The organism is Kribbella sp. NPDC049174 (assembly GCF_043197365.1).
GTDB lineage: Bacteria > Actinomycetota > Actinomycetes > Propionibacteriales > Kribbellaceae > Kribbella.
The window spans coordinates 553524-570744 of the sequence record NZ_JBICSZ010000003.1 but is presented as its reverse complement, the minus strand read 5'-3'; the positions used below and the strand labels follow the sequence as shown (position 1 = coordinate 570744).

General features: G+C 68.7%; 18 protein-coding genes. 13 read left to right on the top strand and 5 right to left on the bottom strand.

The window, feature by feature from the left end; all coding sequences use genetic code 11:
* Positions 1 to 23: 23 nt before the first annotated feature.
* Positions 24 to 1271, bottom strand: a complete 1248-nt coding sequence (locus tag ACGFIF_RS20060; RefSeq protein ID WP_393156270.1) for a nucleotide disphospho-sugar-binding domain-containing protein — start codon at positions 1269 to 1271, stop codon at positions 24 to 26.
* Positions 1272 to 1312: 41 nt separating this feature from the next.
* On the opposite strand from ACGFIF_RS20060, the gene ACGFIF_RS20055 reads away from it, so the two are divergent.
* Both ACGFIF_RS20055 and ACGFIF_RS20050 read left to right on the top strand, forming a co-directional pair.
* Complete coding sequence (locus tag ACGFIF_RS20055) at positions 1313 to 1792, top strand: MarR family winged helix-turn-helix transcriptional regulator (protein ID WP_393156269.1); 480 nt, start codon at positions 1313 to 1315, stop codon at positions 1790 to 1792.
* A complete protein-coding gene (locus tag ACGFIF_RS20050; protein WP_393156268.1) occupies positions 1785 to 2246 on the top strand; it encodes a methyltransferase family protein in 462 nt (153 codons plus the stop codon). Before ACGFIF_RS20055 ends, ACGFIF_RS20050 begins: the two co-directional genes overlap by 8 nt.
* Here ACGFIF_RS20050 and ACGFIF_RS20045 read toward each other — a convergent pair.
* A complete protein-coding gene (locus tag ACGFIF_RS20045; protein ID WP_393156266.1) occupies positions 2236 to 2781 on the bottom strand; it encodes a hypothetical protein in 546 nt (181 codons plus the stop codon). The two genes, ACGFIF_RS20050 and ACGFIF_RS20045, sit on opposite strands and share 11 nt — an antisense overlap.
* 150 nt (positions 2782 to 2931) lie before the next feature.
* Between ACGFIF_RS20045 and ACGFIF_RS20040 the strand changes: the two genes are divergently transcribed.
* The 3 genes from ACGFIF_RS20040 to ACGFIF_RS20030 are packed head-to-tail and all read left to right on the top strand — an operon-like array spanning position 2932 to position 5440.
* Positions 2932 to 3552: a TetR family transcriptional regulator gene (locus ACGFIF_RS20040; RefSeq protein WP_393156265.1), complete on the top strand. Its 621-nt coding sequence runs from the start codon at positions 2932 to 2934 to the stop codon at positions 3550 to 3552.
* Positions 3549 to 5144, top strand: a complete 1596-nt coding sequence (locus ACGFIF_RS20035) for an MFS transporter (RefSeq protein WP_393156264.1) — start codon at positions 3549 to 3551, stop codon at positions 5142 to 5144. Before ACGFIF_RS20040 ends, ACGFIF_RS20035 begins: the two co-directional genes overlap by 4 nt.
* Complete coding sequence (locus tag ACGFIF_RS20030; RefSeq protein ID WP_393156262.1) at positions 5141 to 5440, top strand: MTH1187 family thiamine-binding protein; 300 nt, start codon at positions 5141 to 5143, stop codon at positions 5438 to 5440. Before ACGFIF_RS20035 ends, ACGFIF_RS20030 begins: the two co-directional genes overlap by 4 nt.
* Here the strand turns inward: ACGFIF_RS20030 and ACGFIF_RS20025 are convergent.
* On the bottom strand, positions 5437 to 6180 hold the full coding sequence (locus ACGFIF_RS20025) for an SDR family oxidoreductase (protein WP_393156261.1): 744 nt from the start codon (positions 6178 to 6180) through the stop codon (positions 5437 to 5439). The genes ACGFIF_RS20030 and ACGFIF_RS20025 overlap by 4 nt on opposite strands.
* A gap of 99 nt (positions 6181 to 6279) precedes the next feature.
* Here ACGFIF_RS20025 and ACGFIF_RS20020 point away from each other — a divergent pair, with 99 nt between their 5' ends.
* Positions 6280 to 7125, top strand: coding sequence for a helix-turn-helix transcriptional regulator (locus ACGFIF_RS20020; RefSeq protein WP_393156259.1), 846 nt, complete (start codon positions 6280 to 6282; stop codon positions 7123 to 7125).
* On the opposite strand, the gene ACGFIF_RS20015 is transcribed toward ACGFIF_RS20020, so the two are convergent.
* Positions 7101 to 7985, bottom strand: a complete 885-nt coding sequence (locus ACGFIF_RS20015; protein ID WP_393156257.1) for a bile acid:sodium symporter family protein — start codon at positions 7983 to 7985, stop codon at positions 7101 to 7103. The genes ACGFIF_RS20020 and ACGFIF_RS20015 overlap by 25 nt on opposite strands.
* Before the next feature lie 160 nt (positions 7986 to 8145).
* Here ACGFIF_RS20015 and ACGFIF_RS20010 point away from each other — a divergent pair, with 160 nt between their 5' ends.
* From ACGFIF_RS20010 to ACGFIF_RS19995, 4 genes are all read left to right on the top strand, one after another.
* The gene (locus ACGFIF_RS20010) at positions 8146 to 9426 is read left to right on the top strand and encodes an RICIN domain-containing protein (RefSeq protein ID WP_393156256.1); all 1281 of its coding nucleotides are present in this window, start codon (positions 8146 to 8148) and stop codon (positions 9424 to 9426) included.
* A gap of 22 nt (positions 9427 to 9448) precedes the next feature.
* Complete coding sequence (locus ACGFIF_RS20005) at positions 9449 to 10519, top strand: WD40/YVTN/BNR-like repeat-containing protein (protein ID WP_393156254.1); 1071 nt, start codon at positions 9449 to 9451, stop codon at positions 10517 to 10519.
* 63 nt (positions 10520 to 10582) lie between these two features.
* Positions 10583 to 11404 carry an endonuclease/exonuclease/phosphatase family protein gene (locus ACGFIF_RS20000; RefSeq protein WP_393156252.1) on the top strand — a complete coding sequence of 274 codons (822 nt, stop codon included), beginning with the start codon at positions 10583 to 10585 and terminating at the stop codon, positions 11402 to 11404.
* Between the two features lie 263 nt (positions 11405 to 11667).
* The gene (locus ACGFIF_RS19995; protein WP_393156251.1) at positions 11668 to 13068 is read left to right on the top strand and encodes an NlpC/P60 family protein; all 1401 of its coding nucleotides are present in this window, start codon (positions 11668 to 11670) and stop codon (positions 13066 to 13068) included.
* A gap of 74 nt (positions 13069 to 13142) precedes the next feature.
* Here the strand turns inward: ACGFIF_RS19995 and ACGFIF_RS19990 are convergent, their stop codons facing one another.
* Entirely contained in the window at positions 13143 to 13631 is a 489-nt protein-coding gene (locus tag ACGFIF_RS19990; protein WP_337001929.1) for an inorganic diphosphatase, read from the bottom strand.
* A gap of 50 nt (positions 13632 to 13681) precedes the next feature.
* Between ACGFIF_RS19990 and dacB the strand changes: the two genes are divergently transcribed.
* The 3 genes from dacB to tilS all read left to right on the top strand — a co-directional run bounded on the left by dacB (position 13682) and on the right by tilS (position 17217).
* Complete coding sequence (gene dacB / locus ACGFIF_RS19985; protein WP_393156249.1) at positions 13682 to 15046, top strand: D-alanyl-D-alanine carboxypeptidase/D-alanyl-D-alanine-endopeptidase; 1365 nt, start codon at positions 13682 to 13684, stop codon at positions 15044 to 15046.
* Between the two features lie 40 nt (positions 15047 to 15086).
* The gene (locus ACGFIF_RS19980) at positions 15087 to 16181 is read left to right on the top strand and encodes a zinc-dependent metalloprotease (RefSeq protein ID WP_393156247.1); all 1095 of its coding nucleotides are present in this window, start codon (positions 15087 to 15089) and stop codon (positions 16179 to 16181) included.
* A gap of 64 nt (positions 16182 to 16245) precedes the next feature.
* Complete coding sequence (tilS, locus tag ACGFIF_RS19975; protein ID WP_393156246.1) at positions 16246 to 17217, top strand: tRNA lysidine(34) synthetase TilS; 972 nt, start codon at positions 16246 to 16248, stop codon at positions 17215 to 17217.
* The last annotated feature ends 4 nt before the right edge of the window (positions 17218 to 17221 follow it).

Genomic DNA, 17221 nt, shown 5'->3' with positions numbered 1-17221 from the left:
CCCGGCCGCACCGGACACGGCGGTCAGGCCTGTTGTGCGATGACTGCGGCTGCCGCGGCCGGTCCGTCGACGGCGGCGTACAGCTTCTGGATGCGCTCGGCGGCTTCCAGGTGGGTGGGATTGTCGAGCATGCGGGTGGCGAGGTCGGCGAGGTTGTCGGTGCGGCCGAGGCGACGGGCTGCGCCGAGGCGTTCGACCAGGGCGACGTTGAGGTCCTGCTCGATGTGCAGTGGGATGCCGAGGAGCGGCGTACCGCAGGCCATGGCCGTCTGCACACTGCCCTGCCCGCCGGTGGTGACCGCGAGCTCGACCTGCGGCATGACCAGATGGCTGGGCAGTACGCCCTCGATCATGATCTGGTCGGTGGACAAGTCGCCGAGATCGTGGATCGTGCCGGCGACCAGGATCCGTACGTCGAGCCGGCTGAGCTCGGCGATCGCCGTACGGACCTGGGCGGGCGGGGTCGACGTCATCGCGAGGTAGATCGTCGGGCCCGGCCGGTCGAGAAACCTCTGCACCTCAGCGGGCACCGGGAGGTCCAGATGGGCGTACAGCGGTCCGACCGTCGTCAGCCGAGAGCTGTCGCGGTAGCCCTTGCCGGGTCTCCAGGCGGCGATCTCGGTGGAGGAGATTCCGAGTACCTCGGGGATCTCCGGGACCAACGAGAGATCGCCGAGCAGCAGCGCGGCCAGGCTCGGAATTCCTTCTACACCGAGCGATGCGGCCACGCAGTTGAAGCCGCCGGTGTACGCCGTGGTCCGGTTGCAGGTCCTGTTGATGAGGAATCGGGTGAACCAGTCGGGTGCGTTCTTCAGTCGTGGATCCACCGGCCGGGTCGGGGCCGGTAGCAGGCGGTGTTCGAAGACGGGCGGCACGAAGCTGCCCGCGTGTTCGGTGATCAGTCGTACGCCGGCCAGTCGCGAGGACAGCAACGTGGTCACGGTGAACCCGGTGACCGCGACGGTGATCCCGTGGGCACGGAAGTACTCCGCCTCCGCCGCGACATAGGTCTGGATCTCGGCGTCGTCGTACATGCTCTGCGTGGGATCGCCGAGCCCGACCGCCGAGCCGACGAAGCGGGCCGCTCTGGCCGGCGTCATGCCCGGCCCGAGGACGTCGTACCGGATGCCGGCCTCGGCCAGCAGGCGCTCGTGCGGGCCGCCGTGGGTGGCGACGCGGACCTCGAGGCCGAGCTCGGTGAGGGCGCGGTGCAGCTCGAGCATCCGGGACGTCTCGGACAGGTAGGCGCAATGCGGTAGCAGGCAGATCACGGTGGTTGCCCCCTTCGACTGTGATAGGTAATATATTGCCTATGTCGCCACGGAACAAGACCGAGGAGTTGTTCGGGATCGGTGCGGGCTCGGAGCTGGCGCCGTCGGTCCGGGCCTTCCGGACGACGCTGATGCTGGCCCAGAAGCTTCGCTATGCGATGGACGAGCGGCTGCGCACCGATGGGCTGACCACGCAGCAGGCAGCCTTGATCACGGCGGTGACGGCGATGGGCAAGCCGTCGCTGGCCGAGGCGGCCGCGGCCTTGGGGAGCACGCATCAGAACGTCGCGCAGATCGTCGCGGCCCTGGTCCGCAAGGAGTTGTTGCAGGTCGAGCCCGATCCCGCCGACCGGCGCCGCAAGTTGCTATCGGCAACGAATCACAGTGCGGCGTACTGGCGGGAGCGTGACGCCGGTGACTTCGCCGCGCTGGCCGACTGGTTCGGCGGCCTGAGTCCGGCCGAGCTGGAGACCTTCTGTGAGCTGTCGGATCGCGTGATCGCGAGGCTCGACGATGCTTAAGGCCGTACTGGGCAGCACGGTGTTCTTCTTCGCCGCGCCGTGCGTGGTGGGTGGCGTGATCCCCTGGTGGATCAGTGGCTGGGCCAGCCCGCGCTTCTGGCCAGGACTCGTGCTGGTGGCCGCCGGGGCATACGTCGTACTGCGTGCCTTCGTGCGGTTCGTCCGGGAAGGACGCGGTACGCCGGCGCCCGTCGCGCCGACCGAGGAGCTCGTGGTCGGCGGCGACTACCGCTACGTCCGCAATCCCATGTACGTCGGAGTCGTCACCGCGATCCTCGGCCAGGCCCTCACCTTCCTCGACCTCTGGATCCTCGGGTACGGCATCCTCGCCTGGGCCGTGATGGCGTCCTTCGTCCGGTGGTACGAGGAGCCCGCCCTGCTTCGGCAGTACGGCGCGAAGTACGACGACTACCGCAGGACGGTCCCGGCCTGGCTGCCGCGACTCAAGGGCTGACGGGTCGGCCGTCGGCGTCGCGGAAGAGGTTCACCGCGAGCGGGCCGCGATGGAGGATGTGCGGGATGTCGGCCCAGGGGAGCAGTGGCTCGGTGGCGTTGAGGTTCCGCAGCCGGTCGAGCGCCTTGGTCGATGGGGTGGACAGGGTGGCGACGGTCTCCGCGCTGTAGGGGAGGTAGTCGGAGGCGGGTTGTGGGCGGAACTGTGGATCGTGGCGCTTGAGCAGGATGCAGGTGCGGTCGGGGTCGAGTAGCTCGGCCTCGATGGTCCAGTAGGCGAGGGTGGCCGGTCCGACCCGGCCCGCCTCGCGGAGCGCGTCGAAGATCGGCGCAGGATGGACCGGGGACAGGAAGACCACATCGCTCCAGCGGCAGGCAAGCGGGTGGACCGGGTTGTCCATCGTCTGCGGCCGGTAGGAGTACTTCGCGGCCTCACGTTCGTAGAGGTCGGGGTGGCGTTCCCGGAGTTCGTTCAGCGGCAGGATGTCGGTCCCGCGAAGGTCGCGGATGGCGGCTCGGTACAGGTATGTCGGCATACAAAAAGCCTCCGAACGCGGGAACCCGCACCGGAGGCGCCGTCTTCATTCTATCAGCCGGAGGGGGCCGGCCGGCGCATTCGTGCGCGGCTGCAAAGTTTCAGGGTTAATAGTTTGCAGTGAGTGCAAGTTTGTTCCTAGCCTGGTCGGGTGAAGCAGGCAGAGGGCGGGTTGCGGGAGCGGAAGAAGCGGGAGACGCGGGCGGCGCTGGCCGAGGCCGCGTTGCGGCTGGCGCTGGAGAAGGGGCCGGACAACGTCACGGTCGAGGAGATCGCCGAGGCGGCCGACGTGTCGGTGCGCACCTTCTTCAACTACTTCCCGCACAAGGAGCACGCGATCCTCGGGCGCAACCCCGAGCACATGGAGCGTGCCCTGGAGCGGATGCGGACCGCGCCCGCCGAGGAGTCGCCGCTGACCACGATGTGGCACATCGTCCGCGAGGTGCTGGCGGAGCTGGAGAGCGAGGGCGAGTTGTCCCGCCGCGGCGAGCTGATCATGAGTTCGCCGAACCTGGTCTACCAGCTGATGATGGCCAGCTTCGACGACGAACGGCAGCTCACCGCCGCACTCGCCGAGCGGATGGGCGAGCCGGCCACCTCGGTGCGCCCGGCCCTCGTCGTCAGTGCCGCCGGCGCCGCCTGCCGGGTCGCGATGGAGCTGCACAAGGCCGCTCCGGACCGGTCCGTCCGCGAGCTCGTCCAGGAAGGCTTCCAACTACTTGCCGAGGGCATCGATCCGGGCTTCGACACACAACGGAAAGGCGACTCATGACAACGACCTCGTCACCCTCCCCGTCGCCGGAGAACCTCTCCGACGGCGCCGCGGGTGAGGTCACCGCAACCACCACGACACTCACCCCGCGGCAGACCACCCAGGCCATCTCCGGCCTGATGATGGGCATGCTGGTCGCCGTCCTGGCCGGCACCGTCGTGTCGACCGCGCTGCCGCGGATCATCGCGGACCTGGAGGCCAGCCAGTCCGTCTACACCTGGGTGGTCACCGTCGAGCTGCTCGCGATGACGGCCACCGTGCCGTTGTGGGGCAAGCTCGCCGACCTCTACAACAACAAGCTGCTGGTTCAGCTGTCGCTCGCGTTCTTCGTGGTCGGCTCGCTGGTGGCCGGCTTCACCCCGAACGTCGAACTGCTGCTGACCAGCCGGGTCGTGCAGGGCATCGGCGCCGGCGGTCTGACCGCGCTGGTGCAGATCGTGATGGCGGCGATCATCCCGCCGCGCGAGCTCGGCCGGTACTCCGGCATCTTCGGGGCGATCTTCGCCTCCGCGACCGTCGGCGGGCCGCTGCTCGGCGGCTTCCTGGTCGACTCGCCGCTCGGCTGGCGGGCCTGCTTCCTGGTCGGGGTGCCGTTCTGCCTGGTCGCCATCTTCCTGCTGCAGCGGACCTTGAAGCTGCCGACGATCCGCCGGGACGTGAAGATCGACTGGTGGGGCGCCCTGCTGATCACCAGCGGCGTGAGCATCATCCTGGTCTGGTCGACGTTCGCCGGTAACAAGTTCGACTGGGTCTCCGGCTGGAGCCTCGCGCTGGTCGGCGTCGCCGTGGTCGCGCTCGCGATCGCCGGCGTGGTCGAGGCGCGGCACCCGGAGCCGATCATCCCGCTGGACCTGTTCCGCAACCGCACCGTCGCGCTGTCCGTGGTCGCCAGCATGCTGGTCGGCCTGGCGTTGTTCGGTGGTTCGGTGTTCCTGTCGCAGTACTTCCAGATCGCCCAGGGGCACTCGCCGACGTCGGCCGGCCTGATGAGCCTGCCGATGATCCTCGGGATGCTCGTGTCGTCGACCATCGCCGGTGGGCTGATCACGAAGTACGGCAAGTGGAAGATCTACCTGGTCACCGGTGGTGTGCTGCTGCCGATCGGGCTCGCGCTGCTCGGCACGATCGACGCGCACACCGGGACGTTCCGGATGTCGGTGTTCATGGTGGTGCTCGGTGTCGGTGTCGGCCTGGTGATGCAGAACCTGGTGCTCGCCGCGCAGAACGACGTACCGGCGCGGGAGCTCGGTGCGGCGACCTCGGTGGTGAGCTTCTTCCGCAGCATGGGCGGCACGATCGGCGTCAGCGCGCTGGGCGCCGTCCTCGCGAACAAGGTCGCGACCTCGCTCGGGATGGACGGATCGCCGGGCGGCGGCGCCGTACCGGATATCAACACCTTGCCGGAGGAGGTGAAGGTCGCGGTCCAGGAGGCGTACGGGAACGCGACCGCCGACCTGTTCCTGATCTCGGTGCCGATCGCTGTGCTGGCGCTGGTCGCGATCGTCTTCATCAAGGAGAAGTCCTTGCTGACCACGTCCGCCTCCGAGCGCCGTGCGGCGGAAGAGGAAGAGGCTGGCAAGCTGGACGCATGATCGTTGCATTCAGCATCAGCCCTTCCGGTGGGGACGAGACCGGAGGCGTGAGCCAGGCGGTGGCCGAGGCCGTTCGCGTGGTGCGCGCCTCCGGGCTGCCGAACGAGACGAACGCGATGTTCACCAACATCGAAGGGGAGTGGGACGAGGTGATGGCGGTGGTGAAGCAGGCTGTCGAGGTGGTGGCTGCCGTGTCGCCTCGGGTCGGCCTGGTGCTGAAGGCGGACATCCGGCCCGGGTACACCGGTCAGCTCACCGCCAAGGTCGAGCGGATCGAGGAAGCGCTCGGCGACTAGTGCGCTGAGTTCAGCACCTGGATCACCTGGTCGTACCGGTTCTCCCGCTCCGCGTCGCGCAGGAAGCGGACCCGGTCGACCAGGATCTCCTCGGCGTCCGGCTGCTGCTGGAGCAGGGCGACCGTCTCGGTCAGGTAGTCGTCCAGCGGCATCGCCCGCTCGTCGTTCTCCTGGTTCAGCAACGCGGTCCGCACGGCGGGCGGGACCACCTCGATCACCTGGAGCGGGGTGTCCGCGAGCTGTCGGCGCAGGCTCTGCGTGTAGCTGTGCACCGCGGCCTTGGTGGCGTTGTACGTCGGGGTGATCACCAGCGGCACGAACGCCAGTCCGGACGAGACCGTGAGGATGGCGGGGTCCGGCTGCTTCAGCAGGTACGGCGTGAACGCGGTGATGGTGCGGATCGTGTCGAGCAGGTTGATGGCGATGATCTCCTCGCTCGTCGCCAGGTGCGCGGGGTCGTGCAGGTCCTCGACGCGCATGATGCCGGCCATCGTGACGACCACGTTGAGGTCGGGGTGCGTCGTGGTGACGGTCTCGACGGCGACGGTGATGGACTCCGGGTCGGCGACGTCGAGGACGATCCCCTCGATGCCGTCCTCGGCGGCGATCCGGTCGAGCAGGTCCTTGCGGCGGCCGCTGATGATCACGGTGTTGCCGAGGTCGCGGAACTTCCGGGCCAGGCCGAGGCCGATCCCGGAGGTGCCGCCGGTCATGAAGATCGTGTTGCCAGTCGTTTTCATGTCTCCAGGTTTCGCGGGCCGGGCCGGCGTAACCAGGCTCGGCTTATCCACGGTTCGGCAAGCCCTGGATAACGCCGACGCGTCCGGGAGACTGGTCTCATGGAGTACGGCGACCTGTCCGATTTTCTGCGCAAACGACGCGAGGCCCTGCAACCCGAGGACGTCGGGATGCCACGCGGCCGTCGCCGGCGCACACCCGGTCTCCGGCGCGAGGAGGTCGCCGTACTGGCGTCGATGTCGACGGACTACTACAGCCGGCTCGAGGGCGGCCGTGGTCCGCAGCCGTCGGTCGACATGCTCGGCTCGATCGCCCGTGCGCTCCGGCTGACGACGGAGGAGCGCGACCACCTGTTCGTGCTCGCCGGCCACGGTACGCCGCCGCGGACGACGCGGGCCTGTCACGTCGACCCGGGGATGCTGCGGATCCTCGACCGGCTGCAGGACACACCCGCGCTGCTGCTCAACCGATGCGGCGAGACGCTGGCGCAGACGTCGGCCCACATCGCGTTCGCCGGCGAGCAGACCAACCTCGACGGCATGGCGCGCAGCGAGTTCTACCGCTGGTTCGCCGACCCGGCCTCGCGCACTCTGTATCGCGAGCCGGAGCGGTCGACGCACAGCCGGATGCTGGTCTCGTGGCTGCGCTCGGTCGCCACGGCCGACGGACCTACGTCGTACGCCGCCTCGCTGGTCCGCACCCTGCAGAAGCTGAGCCCGGAGTTCGACGAGATCTGGGATGCGCACGAGGTCGGGGTCTATCACAGCAAGACCAAGCGGTTCGATCATCCGGTGGTCGGCGAGTTGGAGCTGTACTGCGAGGTGATCGACAACCGCGATCAGCAGCAGGTCCTCGTGGTCTTCACGGCGACCCCGGGGAGCGAGAGCGCGGAGAAGCTGCAACTGCTGTCGGTGCTCGGCAGTCAGACACTCGATCCGGCCCGCTGAGCCGTCGTCCGGCGGCTGAGGTAGTAGGCGAAGAGGCCGGTCGGGAAGAACATGATGATGCCGTAGACGGCCACCGGGATGGACATCTCGCTGTTGTCGAGCAGGGACGGGCTGAGTGCGATCGTGAGGGCGAGCGTCGCGTTGTGGATGCCGATCTCCATCGAGCAGGCGATCGACTGCCGCTCACCCAGCTTGGCCAGCCGCGGTACGGCGTACCCGAGAGCGAGGCTGAGGACGTTCAGCAGGAGGGCGACCACGCCGACGGCCGCGATGTAGTCGAGGACGTTGTCGCGCTCGGTGTAGATCGCGGCGAAGATCACCAGCACCAGCACGACGATCGAGCCGAGCTTCACCGGTCGCGTCATCCGCTCCGCGAACGCCGGCAGCTTGTTCCGCACCAGCATGCCGATGGCGACCGGGACCAGGACGATCGCGAACACCTGCAGCATCTTGGCCGGTTGCAGGCCGATCTGGCCGTCGCCGAGGAAGTGGGCGAGAGACAGGTTGACCACGATCGGCAGGGTGACCACGGCGAGGACCGAGTTCACCGCGGTCAAGGTGACGTTGAGGGCGACGTCACCGCCGGCCAGATGGCTGAACAGGTTGGCCGTCGTACCGCCGGGAGAGGCGGCCAGCAGCATCATCCCGACGGCCAGCGCGGGGGCCAGGCCGAAGAGTTTCACCAGTCCGAAACAGATCACCGGCAGCAGGATCACCTGGACGCCGAGCGCGATCAGAACCGCTCGGGGCATCCGGAGTACCCGGCTGAAGTCCGCGACGGTCAGCGTCAGGCCGAGGCCGAGCATGATGATCGCGAGCGCGATCGGCAGCAGCACGGAGGTCAGCACGGAGTCGTCCATCTGCGGGCCCCTTCGAAGGTCGGTGGCTCAGGGTGACAGCGGCGCGCGAGGACGGCAAGAGTTCCGGGACCGGCGGGCTCTTTACCGGCTTTATGGCATGAGTTAATTTAAGTTCTGAAATATCATTGCGTAACTGCTCCGTGACTGAGGGGATCCGCCCATGCCCGCTCGGAAGTTGCTGCCTGCCCTGATCGCCGTACTGCTCTGCCTGGTCTCGGGCAGTACGGCGTACGCGCAACCCGTTGCTCAGGATCGAGCTCAAGCGAACTTCAACGTCCTGGCGTTCTACAGCGGCACCTGGGACCCCGCCCACATCGACTTCGTAAAGGAGGCGAACCAGCGGTTCCCGCAGTTCGGGGCGCAGAACGGGTTCACCTACACGGCCACGAACAACTGGGACCAGCTCAACAACCTGAGTGCGTCGCAGTACCAGGTGGTGATGTTCCTCGACGACTCGCCGCACAGCGATGCGCAGCGGACCGGGTTCCAGCGGTACATGAACAACGGTGGTGCGTTCTTCGGCTTCCACGTCACGGCGTACAACGACGCGAGCGGCGGCTGGCCGTGGTTCAACAACACCTTCCTCGCGACCGGGCGGTTCCAGTCGAACACCTGGGGCCCGACCGCGGTCACGCTGAAGGCCGAGAACCGGTCGCACCCGTCGCTGGTGAACACGGGAGCGACGTTCCGGTCGTCGGTGAGCGAGTGGTACATCTGGCAGAACGACCTGCGGAACAACCCCGACATCCAGATCCTGGCGTCGATCGACCCGTCCAGCTTCCCGGTCGGCACCGACCCGGCGCAGACCTGGTACAGCGGCTACTACCCGATCGTCTGGACCAACAAGAACTACAAGATGATCTACGCCAACTTCGGCCACAACGCGATGAACTACGAGACCAACACCCGGCTCTCGTCGACCTTTGACAGCCCGGCCCAGAACCAGTTCATGATGGACGCGCTCAAGTGGCTGGGCGGTGCCGGTACGACGCCGCCGGCCGACCAGCCGTCGCCGACCGCCTGGTACTCGATCGCCAACAAGGGCAACGGCAAGTGCGTCGACGCCCGATCCGCCGGGACCGCCAACGGCACCGTGATCCAGCAGTACAGCTGCAACGGCACGCAGGCCCAGCAGTTCCAATTCCAGCCCACGTCCGACGGCTTCACCCGGGTCAACAACCGCAACGACGCGACCAAGGCGATCGACGTGACCGGAGTGTCCTCGGCCGACAACGCCGGCCTGCAACTGTGGACGTACGGCGGCGGCACCAACCAGCAATGGAAGGCAGTCCCGGAAGGCGACCGCCACTTCCATTTCGTCAGCCGCCTGAGCAACAAGTGCCTGACTGTTCCCAACGCCTCGACCGCCGACGGCACCCAACTCGTCCAATTGACCTGCAACGGCAATTCTGCTCAGTCTTTCCGGCTGACCGCGATGTGATTCATGGGCTAGGTTGCCCGGCATGAGAATCCTGCGTGTGGCCGCGATTGCGGCAGGAGGTCTGCTGTTGATGTCTCAGCTCGTCCCCGCCCAGGCGAGCGGCCGGCCGTCGTACCAGTGGGAACTGACGCCGACCGGGAGTACGGCGCAGTTCCGCGGGCTGGCGGCGGTGAGCAAGGACGTCGCGTGGGTCGGTGGGTCGGGCGGGCAGGTGCTGCGGACCGTCGACGGCGGGAAGCACTGGCAGAACGTCAGCCCGGCCGGCGCCGAGACGGTGCAGTTCCGTGACGTCGAGGCGTTCGACGCGAAGCGCGCCGTAGTGCTGTCGATCGGGAACGGCGAGGACTCACGGATCTACCGGACCGTGGACGGCGGCAAGTCGTGGACCGAGACGTTCCGGAACACCGACCCGAATGCGTTCTACGACTGCCTGGACTTCAACGACAACAAGCGCGGGCTGGCGTTGAGCGACCCGGTGGACGGGAAGTTCCGGATCCTGGCGACGGCAGACGGCGGCAAGTCGTGGAAGGTGCAGCCGACGGCGGGGATGCCGGCCGCGCTGCCGGGTGAGTTCGCGTTTGCCGCCAGCGGCACCTGCCTGGTCGCCGGACCTGGCCGGACGGCGTGGTTCGCGACCGGCGGTGGTGACCGTCCGCGGGTGTTCCGGACTGTCGACGGTGGCAAGCGCTGGACCGTCGCCGACTCGCCGATGGCCAGTGGCGAGGCAGCCGGGATCTTCAGCCTGGCGTTCCGCGGCCCGCTGTTCGGGGTCGCGGTCGGCGGTGACTTCCTCAAGCCGACCGAGGCGGTGAAGGCCGCGTCGGTCACGTCCGACGGAGGCCGCAGCTGGAAGCTGGTCCCGGCGGACAAGGCGCCGAAGGGTTACCGGAGTGGTTCCGCGTTCGTGCCGAACTCGCCCGCTACCGTGATCGCGGTGGGCCCGTCGGGCAGCGATGTGAGCTACGACGGCGGGCGCAGCTGGAAGCAGTTCTACGACGGCAGCTTCGACAGCGTCGAGTGCGCCGGGCACGGGGCCAAGGCGGGTTGCTGGGCCTCCGGTGCTCAGGGTGCGGTCGCGCGGCTGACACGCTGATGTTCAGGTGGGCGACACTCGTACGTCGTGCGAGAGTCGCCCACCTCCCGACAGGATGAGGGCATGCGCAAACTGTTGCTGGGAACGATTGCGGGCTTGTTGATGCTCTTACCTACCGCGGCTGCGGCCGCGCCCTCGGACACGGCCGCCCGGCCGGGCCGTCCGCTGACCGTGATGACCTACAACATCCACCACGGTGCCGGCGTCGACGGCGTCCTCGATCTCGAGCGGATCGCCGTACTGATCGAGAAGTCGGGTGCGGACGTGATCGGGCTGCAGGAGGTGGACCGGCACTGGAGTGAGCGGAGCAACTGGGTCGATCAGCCGGCCTGGTTCGCCAAGCGGCTGCAGATGCACTACGGGTACGCCGCCAACCTCGACCTGCCGCCGTTGAACGCGGGCGAGCCGAACCGGCAGTACGGTACGGCGATCCTGTCGCGGTATCCGATCAAGGACTTCACCAACACGCTGCTGCCGAAGTACCCGGCCGGTGAGCAGCGCGGACTGGCGGTCGCGACGGTCAAGGTGCGTGGCGCCGAGCTGCGGTTCGCGAACACCCACCTGACCCACAACAACAACGCCGAGCGGCTGGAGCAGGCGCAGAAGGTGGTCGAGCTGCTGGGAACCTCGACGAAGCCGACGATGCTGGTCGGCGACCTCAACGCCCGTCCGGACACCCCGGAGATCAAGACGCTGACCGCGCTGTTGTCGGACACCTGGGTTGAGGTCGGCGTCGGGCCCGGCTACACGATCCCGGCCGAGAACGCGAACGCGCGGATCGACTACCTGCTGCACAGCTCTCAGCTGAAGCCGGGCAAGGCCTCGGTGCCCGTGACGCCGGCCTCCGACCACCTGCCGGTCGTCGCCTCGTACACCCTGCACTGACCACTTCTCGCGCTGAACGGCGCCCTCCGGCTCAGGCCGGGTGGGCGCCGTTTTCGTTGCTCCCGCCGCCTGGCCGGTGACCGTCCGTGCGGAATTACAAGCTTGTAGTTTGTCAAGCCGACACGCAGGTGAAACAAAGTTACTTGTGTGAAAAGTGTTCCCAATGGGGCTGCAGGCAACTAGTGTCGCGTATGAGGTCCAGGAGGACCAAAAGTTCACGGACCTTTGGGAAGGGGTTCGTGACCGGCGGAAGGAACGACCCGATGCGGACGCCCACGAGGGCCACGTCCGGTCGGCGGGTCGCGAGCACGGGGAAGACCGGCAGGGCGCTGCTCTCCGGGGTGCTCGCGGTCTGTCTGGCCGGCTCGATGGCCGTGATTCCGGTCCCGGCGCAGGCCAAGCCGAAGCCGCCGGTCATTCCGTCCAAGGCCGCGGTCGAGCGGGCCAAGCAGGCCGCCAGCGCGAAGGCGGGCCAGGTGGCCGCGATCGAGAACCAACTGGCCGCCGCGAACGCGCGGCTCGAGCAGCTCGGCGTCGCCTCGGGGATCGCCGCCGAGGCCTACAACGGCGCGGTCTACAAGCTGCAGCTGGCCAAGACCGACGCGGCCCAGGCGGCGGCCCGGGCGGCCAAGGCGCAGAAGACGCTGGCGACCCAGCGGCAGCAGATCGGCCGGTTCGCCGCGGCGTCGTACCAGGGTGGTGGAGATGTGGCGAAACTCGCGCCGCTGTTCACCGCCGAGGGTCCGCAGGAGTTGCTCGACTCCGCCGGCGCGAGCCGCTCGGTGTCGGCCGCGATGCAGGGGTCGTACCTGCGCTACACCGCGACCCAGGTGATGACGAACCTGTTCAAGGTGCAGGCCGACCAAGCCGTCGTCAAGGTGAAGCAGGCGACCGACGAGGCGGCCAAGGCCAAGAAGGCGGCCGAGGCCGCGGAGCAGGCACAGGCGTCGGCGGTCACCGCGATGGGTGTCCAGCGCAAACAGGCGATCACCCAGCTCGCCGTTCTGCAGAACACGTCGATCCAGGTGGCGGCCCAGCGGCAGCGGGGACTCGAGGAGCTTGCGCGCCAGCGAGCCGCCGCACTCGCCGCGAAGAAGGCGGCCGAACTGCAGCGCCGGATCGCCGCCCGGGAGGCCGCCGAGCGGGCCCGGGAAGCGGCCGAGCGGGCCCGGGAAGCGGCCGAGAAGGCCCGCGAGGAGCGGGAGCGGCGCGAGGAGCAGAAGAAAAACCCCGGGAAGAAGCCGCCGAAGAAGCAGCCGGACCGGCCGCGGGACGACGACCGGCCGTCTCCGTCGCGGAAGGGTGCCGGGGCCGCGATCGACTTCGCGCTGGACCAGATCGGCGACATGTATCTGTGGGGCGGGACCGGCCCGCATCGGTGGGACTGCTCCGGCCTGACCCAGGCAGCCTGGGCGAAGGCGGGCGTGTACCTGCCGCACTACAGCGTCGCGCAGTACGAACAGGTCCGGCACATCGACGAGGACGAACTGCGGCCGGGCGACCTGATCTTCTGGTCGACGGATCCGGACGACCCGGGCACGATCCACCACGTCGCCCTGTACCTCGGCAACGGCCGGATGGTGCACGCGCCGCGCACCGGCAAGCCGGTGCAGATCGACAGCGTGTACTACTGGGAGCCGCCGGACTTCTTCGGCCGCCCCTGATGAAACCGCCGACGGGGCGCCGAACGCGCCCTACTCGCTGATCGGCTGGTAGGAGCTCGCGAACGGCCCGGGGGTCAGTGGCCCTCGGTCTTGAGCCGCTCGAAGGAGGCGCTGATCTCGGTCTCGGCGTCGGTCCGGCCGACCCAGGTGGCGCCCTCGACGGACTTGCCCGGCTCGAGGTCCTTGTAGACCTCGAAGAAGTGCTGGATCTCCAGCCGGTCGAACTCCGGCACGTGGTGGATGTCGCGCAGGTGCTCCTGCCGCGGGTCGCCGGCCGGGACGCAGAGGACCTTGTCGTCCGGGCCTTTCTCGTCGGTCATCCGGAACATTCCGATCGCGCGGGCGCGGATCAGGCAGCCGGGGAAGGTCGGCTCGGTGAGCAGCACCAGAGCGTCCAGGGGGTCGCCGTCCTGGCCCAGGGTGTCCTCGATGAACCCGTAGTCGGACGGGTACTGCGTGGCCGTGAAGAGGGTCCGGTCCAGCCGCAGCCGGCCCGTCTTATGGTCCAGCTCGTACTTGTTGCGGGTGCCCTTGGGGATCTCGATGAAGACGTCGAACTCCATACGGCAGATACTGTCACGGTTCCGACCTACCGAATGACAGGAGCAGCCCGGTGGTCCGTCCTCCTCGTGCGGTGTTCGTCACGCTGCTCGCCACAGCGCTCTGCGTGAGCCTGGTGAGCGGGGCAGACGCCGTACCCGGATCCCTTCCGGCCGCACAGGTCCAGGCACCGGCGGTGCTGGCCCCGGCGAAGGCGGAGGGCGTCGCACCGACGGCGGCCGGCGTACAGAAGGTGCTGGCGCCGATCCTCAAGGACCCGGCTCTCGGCAAGCACCGGGGCGTCTACGTGTACGACGCCTCGCGCGGCGAGCCGGTGTTCTCGGTCGGTTCTGCGACGCCGTACGTGCCTGCGTCCACTCTGAAGCTGCTGACGACGGTGTCGGCGCTGGAGACGCTCGGGGCGGACCACACGTTCACCACGAAGGTGGTCAGTGCGGTCAACGGCTCCATCATCCTGGTTGGTGGCGGAGACCCCCTCCTCACCGTGAAGCGGCAGACCGATCCCACCGACTACCCGACGCGGGCGTCGCTGCAGGCTCTCGCCGTCAGTACCGCGAAGGCCCTGAAAGCGCAGGGCATCAGCAGCGTCACTCTCGGGTACGACGCCTCGCTGTTCACCGGACCGGCGATCAACGCGAACTGGGAGCCGAAGTACGTCCCTGAGGGCATCGCGGCGCCGACCTCCGCGTTGTGGGTGAACGAGGGACGTCTGACTCCCGGCATGGCCAAGCGGGCCCCTTCCCCGGCGCAGGCGGCGGCCGCCGCGTTCGCGACGCAACTGAAGGCAGCCGGGATCAAGGTGGCCGGTGTTCCCAAGGCGGCGGTCGCACCCACCGCCGCGAAGGCCGTCGCGCAGGTGGCGTCGCCGAGCGTCGGCGAGATCGTCGAGTACGTGAACCTGCACAGCGACAACGACGGTGCCGAGGTTCTGTTGCGGCACGTCGGCCTGGCGACCAAGAACGGCGGCTCCTACGTCGGCGGGGTCAAGGGAGTGAAGGCGACACTCACCAAGCTCGGCCTGGACGTCACCACGGCCACGATCGAGGACGGGAGCGGGCTGTCCCGGACGAACCACGTCCCGCTGGATGTACTCGCCGGTGTGGTCCGCGTAGCCGCGTCCGAGGACCACCCCGAGTTGCGGCACCTGCTCACCGGCCTGCCGGTCGCGGGGTTCTCCGGCAGTCTCGAGGACCGGTTCGCCGGGCCTGGAGCTGGTTCAGGCACCGGACTGGTCCGTGCGAAGACAGGCACGCTCACTGGGGTCCACAGCCTGGCCGGTCTGGTCCGTGACCGCACTGGCACGCTCCTGGTGTTCGCAGTCGCGACTGACAGCGTGCCGGTGCCCAAGACGCTGGCCGCCCGGGCAGCCCTCGACAGAGCCGCCGCGGCGCTGGCCAATTGCGGCTGCGCGGTCTGATCGGCAGGCGCATGTTGGGACATGCGACTAGGGTCGACACATGAGTACGGCGGAAGGCTCGACGGCGGCGGAGATGGTCGACTGGCAGCTCGCGACCGGAGTGGCGCGCAAGCTGCTCCGGCCCGGCCCGGCGGTCAGCCGCGCCGAGGCGGATCAGGTGGTCGCCGAGCTGCGTCAGTTCGCGGCCGACTCCGAGCACCACGTGCGGGAGTTCACCGGGCTGCAGGCCACCTCGGCCACCGCGCCCGTGGTGATCGTGGACCGGCCCGGCTGGGTGCAGGCGAACGCGGACGGTTTCCGGACCGTTCTGCAGCCGCTGGCGGACAAGCTGCGTGAGAAGGCCGAGCGGACCGGTGGCCTGTCGTCCGCGGTCGGCTCCCGGGTGACGGCCATCGAGGCGGGTGCGCTGCTCGCGTTCCTGTCCTCCCGCGTGCTGGGTCAGTTCGACCCGTTCTACCCGTCCGAGCCGGATCCGGACCGTCCTGGTCTGACCGGCCGGCTGCTGCTGGTCGCGCCCAACGTGATGCACGTGGAGTCCGAGCTGGGCGTCGTACCGCGGGACTTCCGGTTGTGGGTGTGTCTGCACGAGGAGACGCATCGGGTGCAGTTCACCGCGGTGCCGTGGTTGCGGGACCACCTGCGGTCGGAGATCGCGCTGTTCCTCGACCAGGCCGAGCTGGACGCGTCGGCGTACGCGGCGATGTTCCGGGAGGCCGTGCAGCGGCTGGGACGGTCGGTGCGGGGTGAGGCCGAGCTGAGCCTGGTCGACCTGATGCAGTCCCCTGAGCAGCGGGCCGTGCTGGATCGGCTGACGGCGGTCATGTCGTTGCTGGAGGGGCACGCGGACTTCGTGATGGACGGGGTCGGGCCCTCGGTGATCCCGACCGTGGACACCATCCGGTCCAAGTTCACGTCGCGCCGGCAGAGTGGCAACCCGGTGGACCAGTTGCTGAAGCGGCTGCTTGGCCTGGATGCCAAGCTGCGGCAGTACAAGGACGGCGCCGCGTTCGTCCGCCGAGTGGTCGAGCAGGTCGGGATGGACGGCTTCAACCGGGTGTGGACCGGGCCGAACACGCTGCCCACCAAGCACGAGATCGCGAACCCCGATGCCTGGGTCTCCCGACTCCACGGCTGAGCCGCCGGCCAGGTGGGCTGCCGAGGAGCTGGTCGAACACAGGAGGGGCAAGCTGCACCCTGCTGTGGCGCGCACGCGGGAGGCAGTGCGCAGCATGCTGTCCGAGTTGCCACAGGGGACGACCGTCCTGGTGGCCTGCTCCGGGGGCACGGACTCGCTGGCCCTCGCGGCTGCGGCCGCGTTCGAGGCGCCGAAGCTCAAGCTGCGTGCCGGTGCCGTGATCGTCGATCACGGTCTCCAAGCTGACTCCACCCAGACCGCAGAGATCGCTGCCGAGCAGTGCCGGTCGCTGGGCCTCGACCCGGTGCAGGTGCGGGCCGTGGAGGTCGGTAGCGAGGGCGGGCCTGAGGGAGCCGCCCGAGCGGCCCGGTACGACGCTCTGCGCGACGCGGCCGACGAGTTCGGGGCGGACGTCGTACTGCTGGCTCACACTCGGGATGACCAGGCCGAGACTGTATTGCTAGGGCTTGCCCGGGGATCGGGCGCTCGTTCGCTCGCTGGGATGGCTGCTGTCGCCGGACTGCTGCGTCGACCGTTCCTGGAGCTGCCACGCGCCACCACAGCTGCCGCTTGTGTGGCGTCGGGGCTGCGGCCCTGGCACGACCCGCACAACGACGATCCGCAGTACACCCGGGTCCGGGTGCGTCATGAGGTGCTTCCGGTGCTGGAGGAGGCGCTCGGGCCCGGTGTGATGGAAGCACTGGCCCGTACGGCGGGACTGCTCCGGGCTGACGCGGATGCGCTCGACATGCTCGCGGCTGACCTCGCCGAGACCGCAGTACGTCGTACTGACAATGAGGTGCACTGCGACCTGGCCACACTCGCGGCCGAGCCGGACGCCGTCCGGACGAGGGTGCTGCGGCAGGCCGCGCTGGAAGCCGGGTGCCGGGCCACGGACCTCACCGCCGGGCACATCGCGGCCGTCGACTCACTGGTGACCGCTTGGCGCGGCCAGCGTTGGATCGACCTGCCGCAAGGCGTCCGGGCCGCCCGCCGGGGTGGATTCATCGTCCTGGGCCCGGATGTGACAGGCTGATCGT

Excerpts from the sequence above, each read along its gene's own strand:
- ACGFIF_RS20015 (WP_393156257.1), bottom strand. The coding sequence starts at position 7,985 with ATGGACGACTCCGTGCTGACCTCCGTGCTGCTGCCGATCGCGCTCGCG.
- ACGFIF_RS20000 (WP_393156252.1), top strand. The coding sequence starts at position 10,583 with ATGCGCAAACTGTTGCTGGGAACGATTGCGGGCTTGTTGATGCTCTTA.
- ACGFIF_RS20050 (WP_393156268.1), top strand. The coding sequence starts at position 1,785 with ATGCTTAAGGCCGTACTGGGCAGCACGGTGTTCTTCTTCGCCGCGCCG.
- ACGFIF_RS20030 (WP_393156262.1), top strand. The coding sequence starts at position 5,141 with ATGATCGTTGCATTCAGCATCAGCCCTTCCGGTGGGGACGAGACCGGA.
- ACGFIF_RS20055 (WP_393156269.1), top strand. The coding sequence starts at position 1,313 with ATGTCGCCACGGAACAAGACCGAGGAGTTGTTCGGGATCGGTGCGGGC.
- ACGFIF_RS19990 (WP_337001929.1), bottom strand. The coding sequence starts at position 13,631 with ATGGAGTTCGACGTCTTCATCGAGATCCCCAAGGGCACCCGCAACAAG.
- ACGFIF_RS20035 (WP_393156264.1), top strand. The coding sequence starts at position 3,549 with ATGACAACGACCTCGTCACCCTCCCCGTCGCCGGAGAACCTCTCCGAC.
- ACGFIF_RS20005 (WP_393156254.1), top strand. The coding sequence starts at position 9,449 with ATGAGAATCCTGCGTGTGGCCGCGATTGCGGCAGGAGGTCTGCTGTTG.
- ACGFIF_RS20025 (WP_393156261.1), bottom strand. The coding sequence starts at position 6,180 with ATGAAAACGACTGGCAACACGATCTTCATGACCGGCGGCACCTCCGGG.
- ACGFIF_RS20010 (WP_393156256.1), top strand. The coding sequence starts at position 8,146 with ATGCCCGCTCGGAAGTTGCTGCCTGCCCTGATCGCCGTACTGCTCTGC.
- ACGFIF_RS20020 (WP_393156259.1), top strand. The coding sequence starts at position 6,280 with ATGGAGTACGGCGACCTGTCCGATTTTCTGCGCAAACGACGCGAGGCC.
- ACGFIF_RS19995 (WP_393156251.1), top strand. The coding sequence starts at position 11,668 with ATGCGGACGCCCACGAGGGCCACGTCCGGTCGGCGGGTCGCGAGCACG.
- ACGFIF_RS19980 (WP_393156247.1), top strand. The coding sequence starts at position 15,087 with ATGAGTACGGCGGAAGGCTCGACGGCGGCGGAGATGGTCGACTGGCAG.
- ACGFIF_RS20045 (WP_393156266.1), bottom strand. The coding sequence starts at position 2,781 with ATGCCGACATACCTGTACCGAGCCGCCATCCGCGACCTTCGCGGGACC.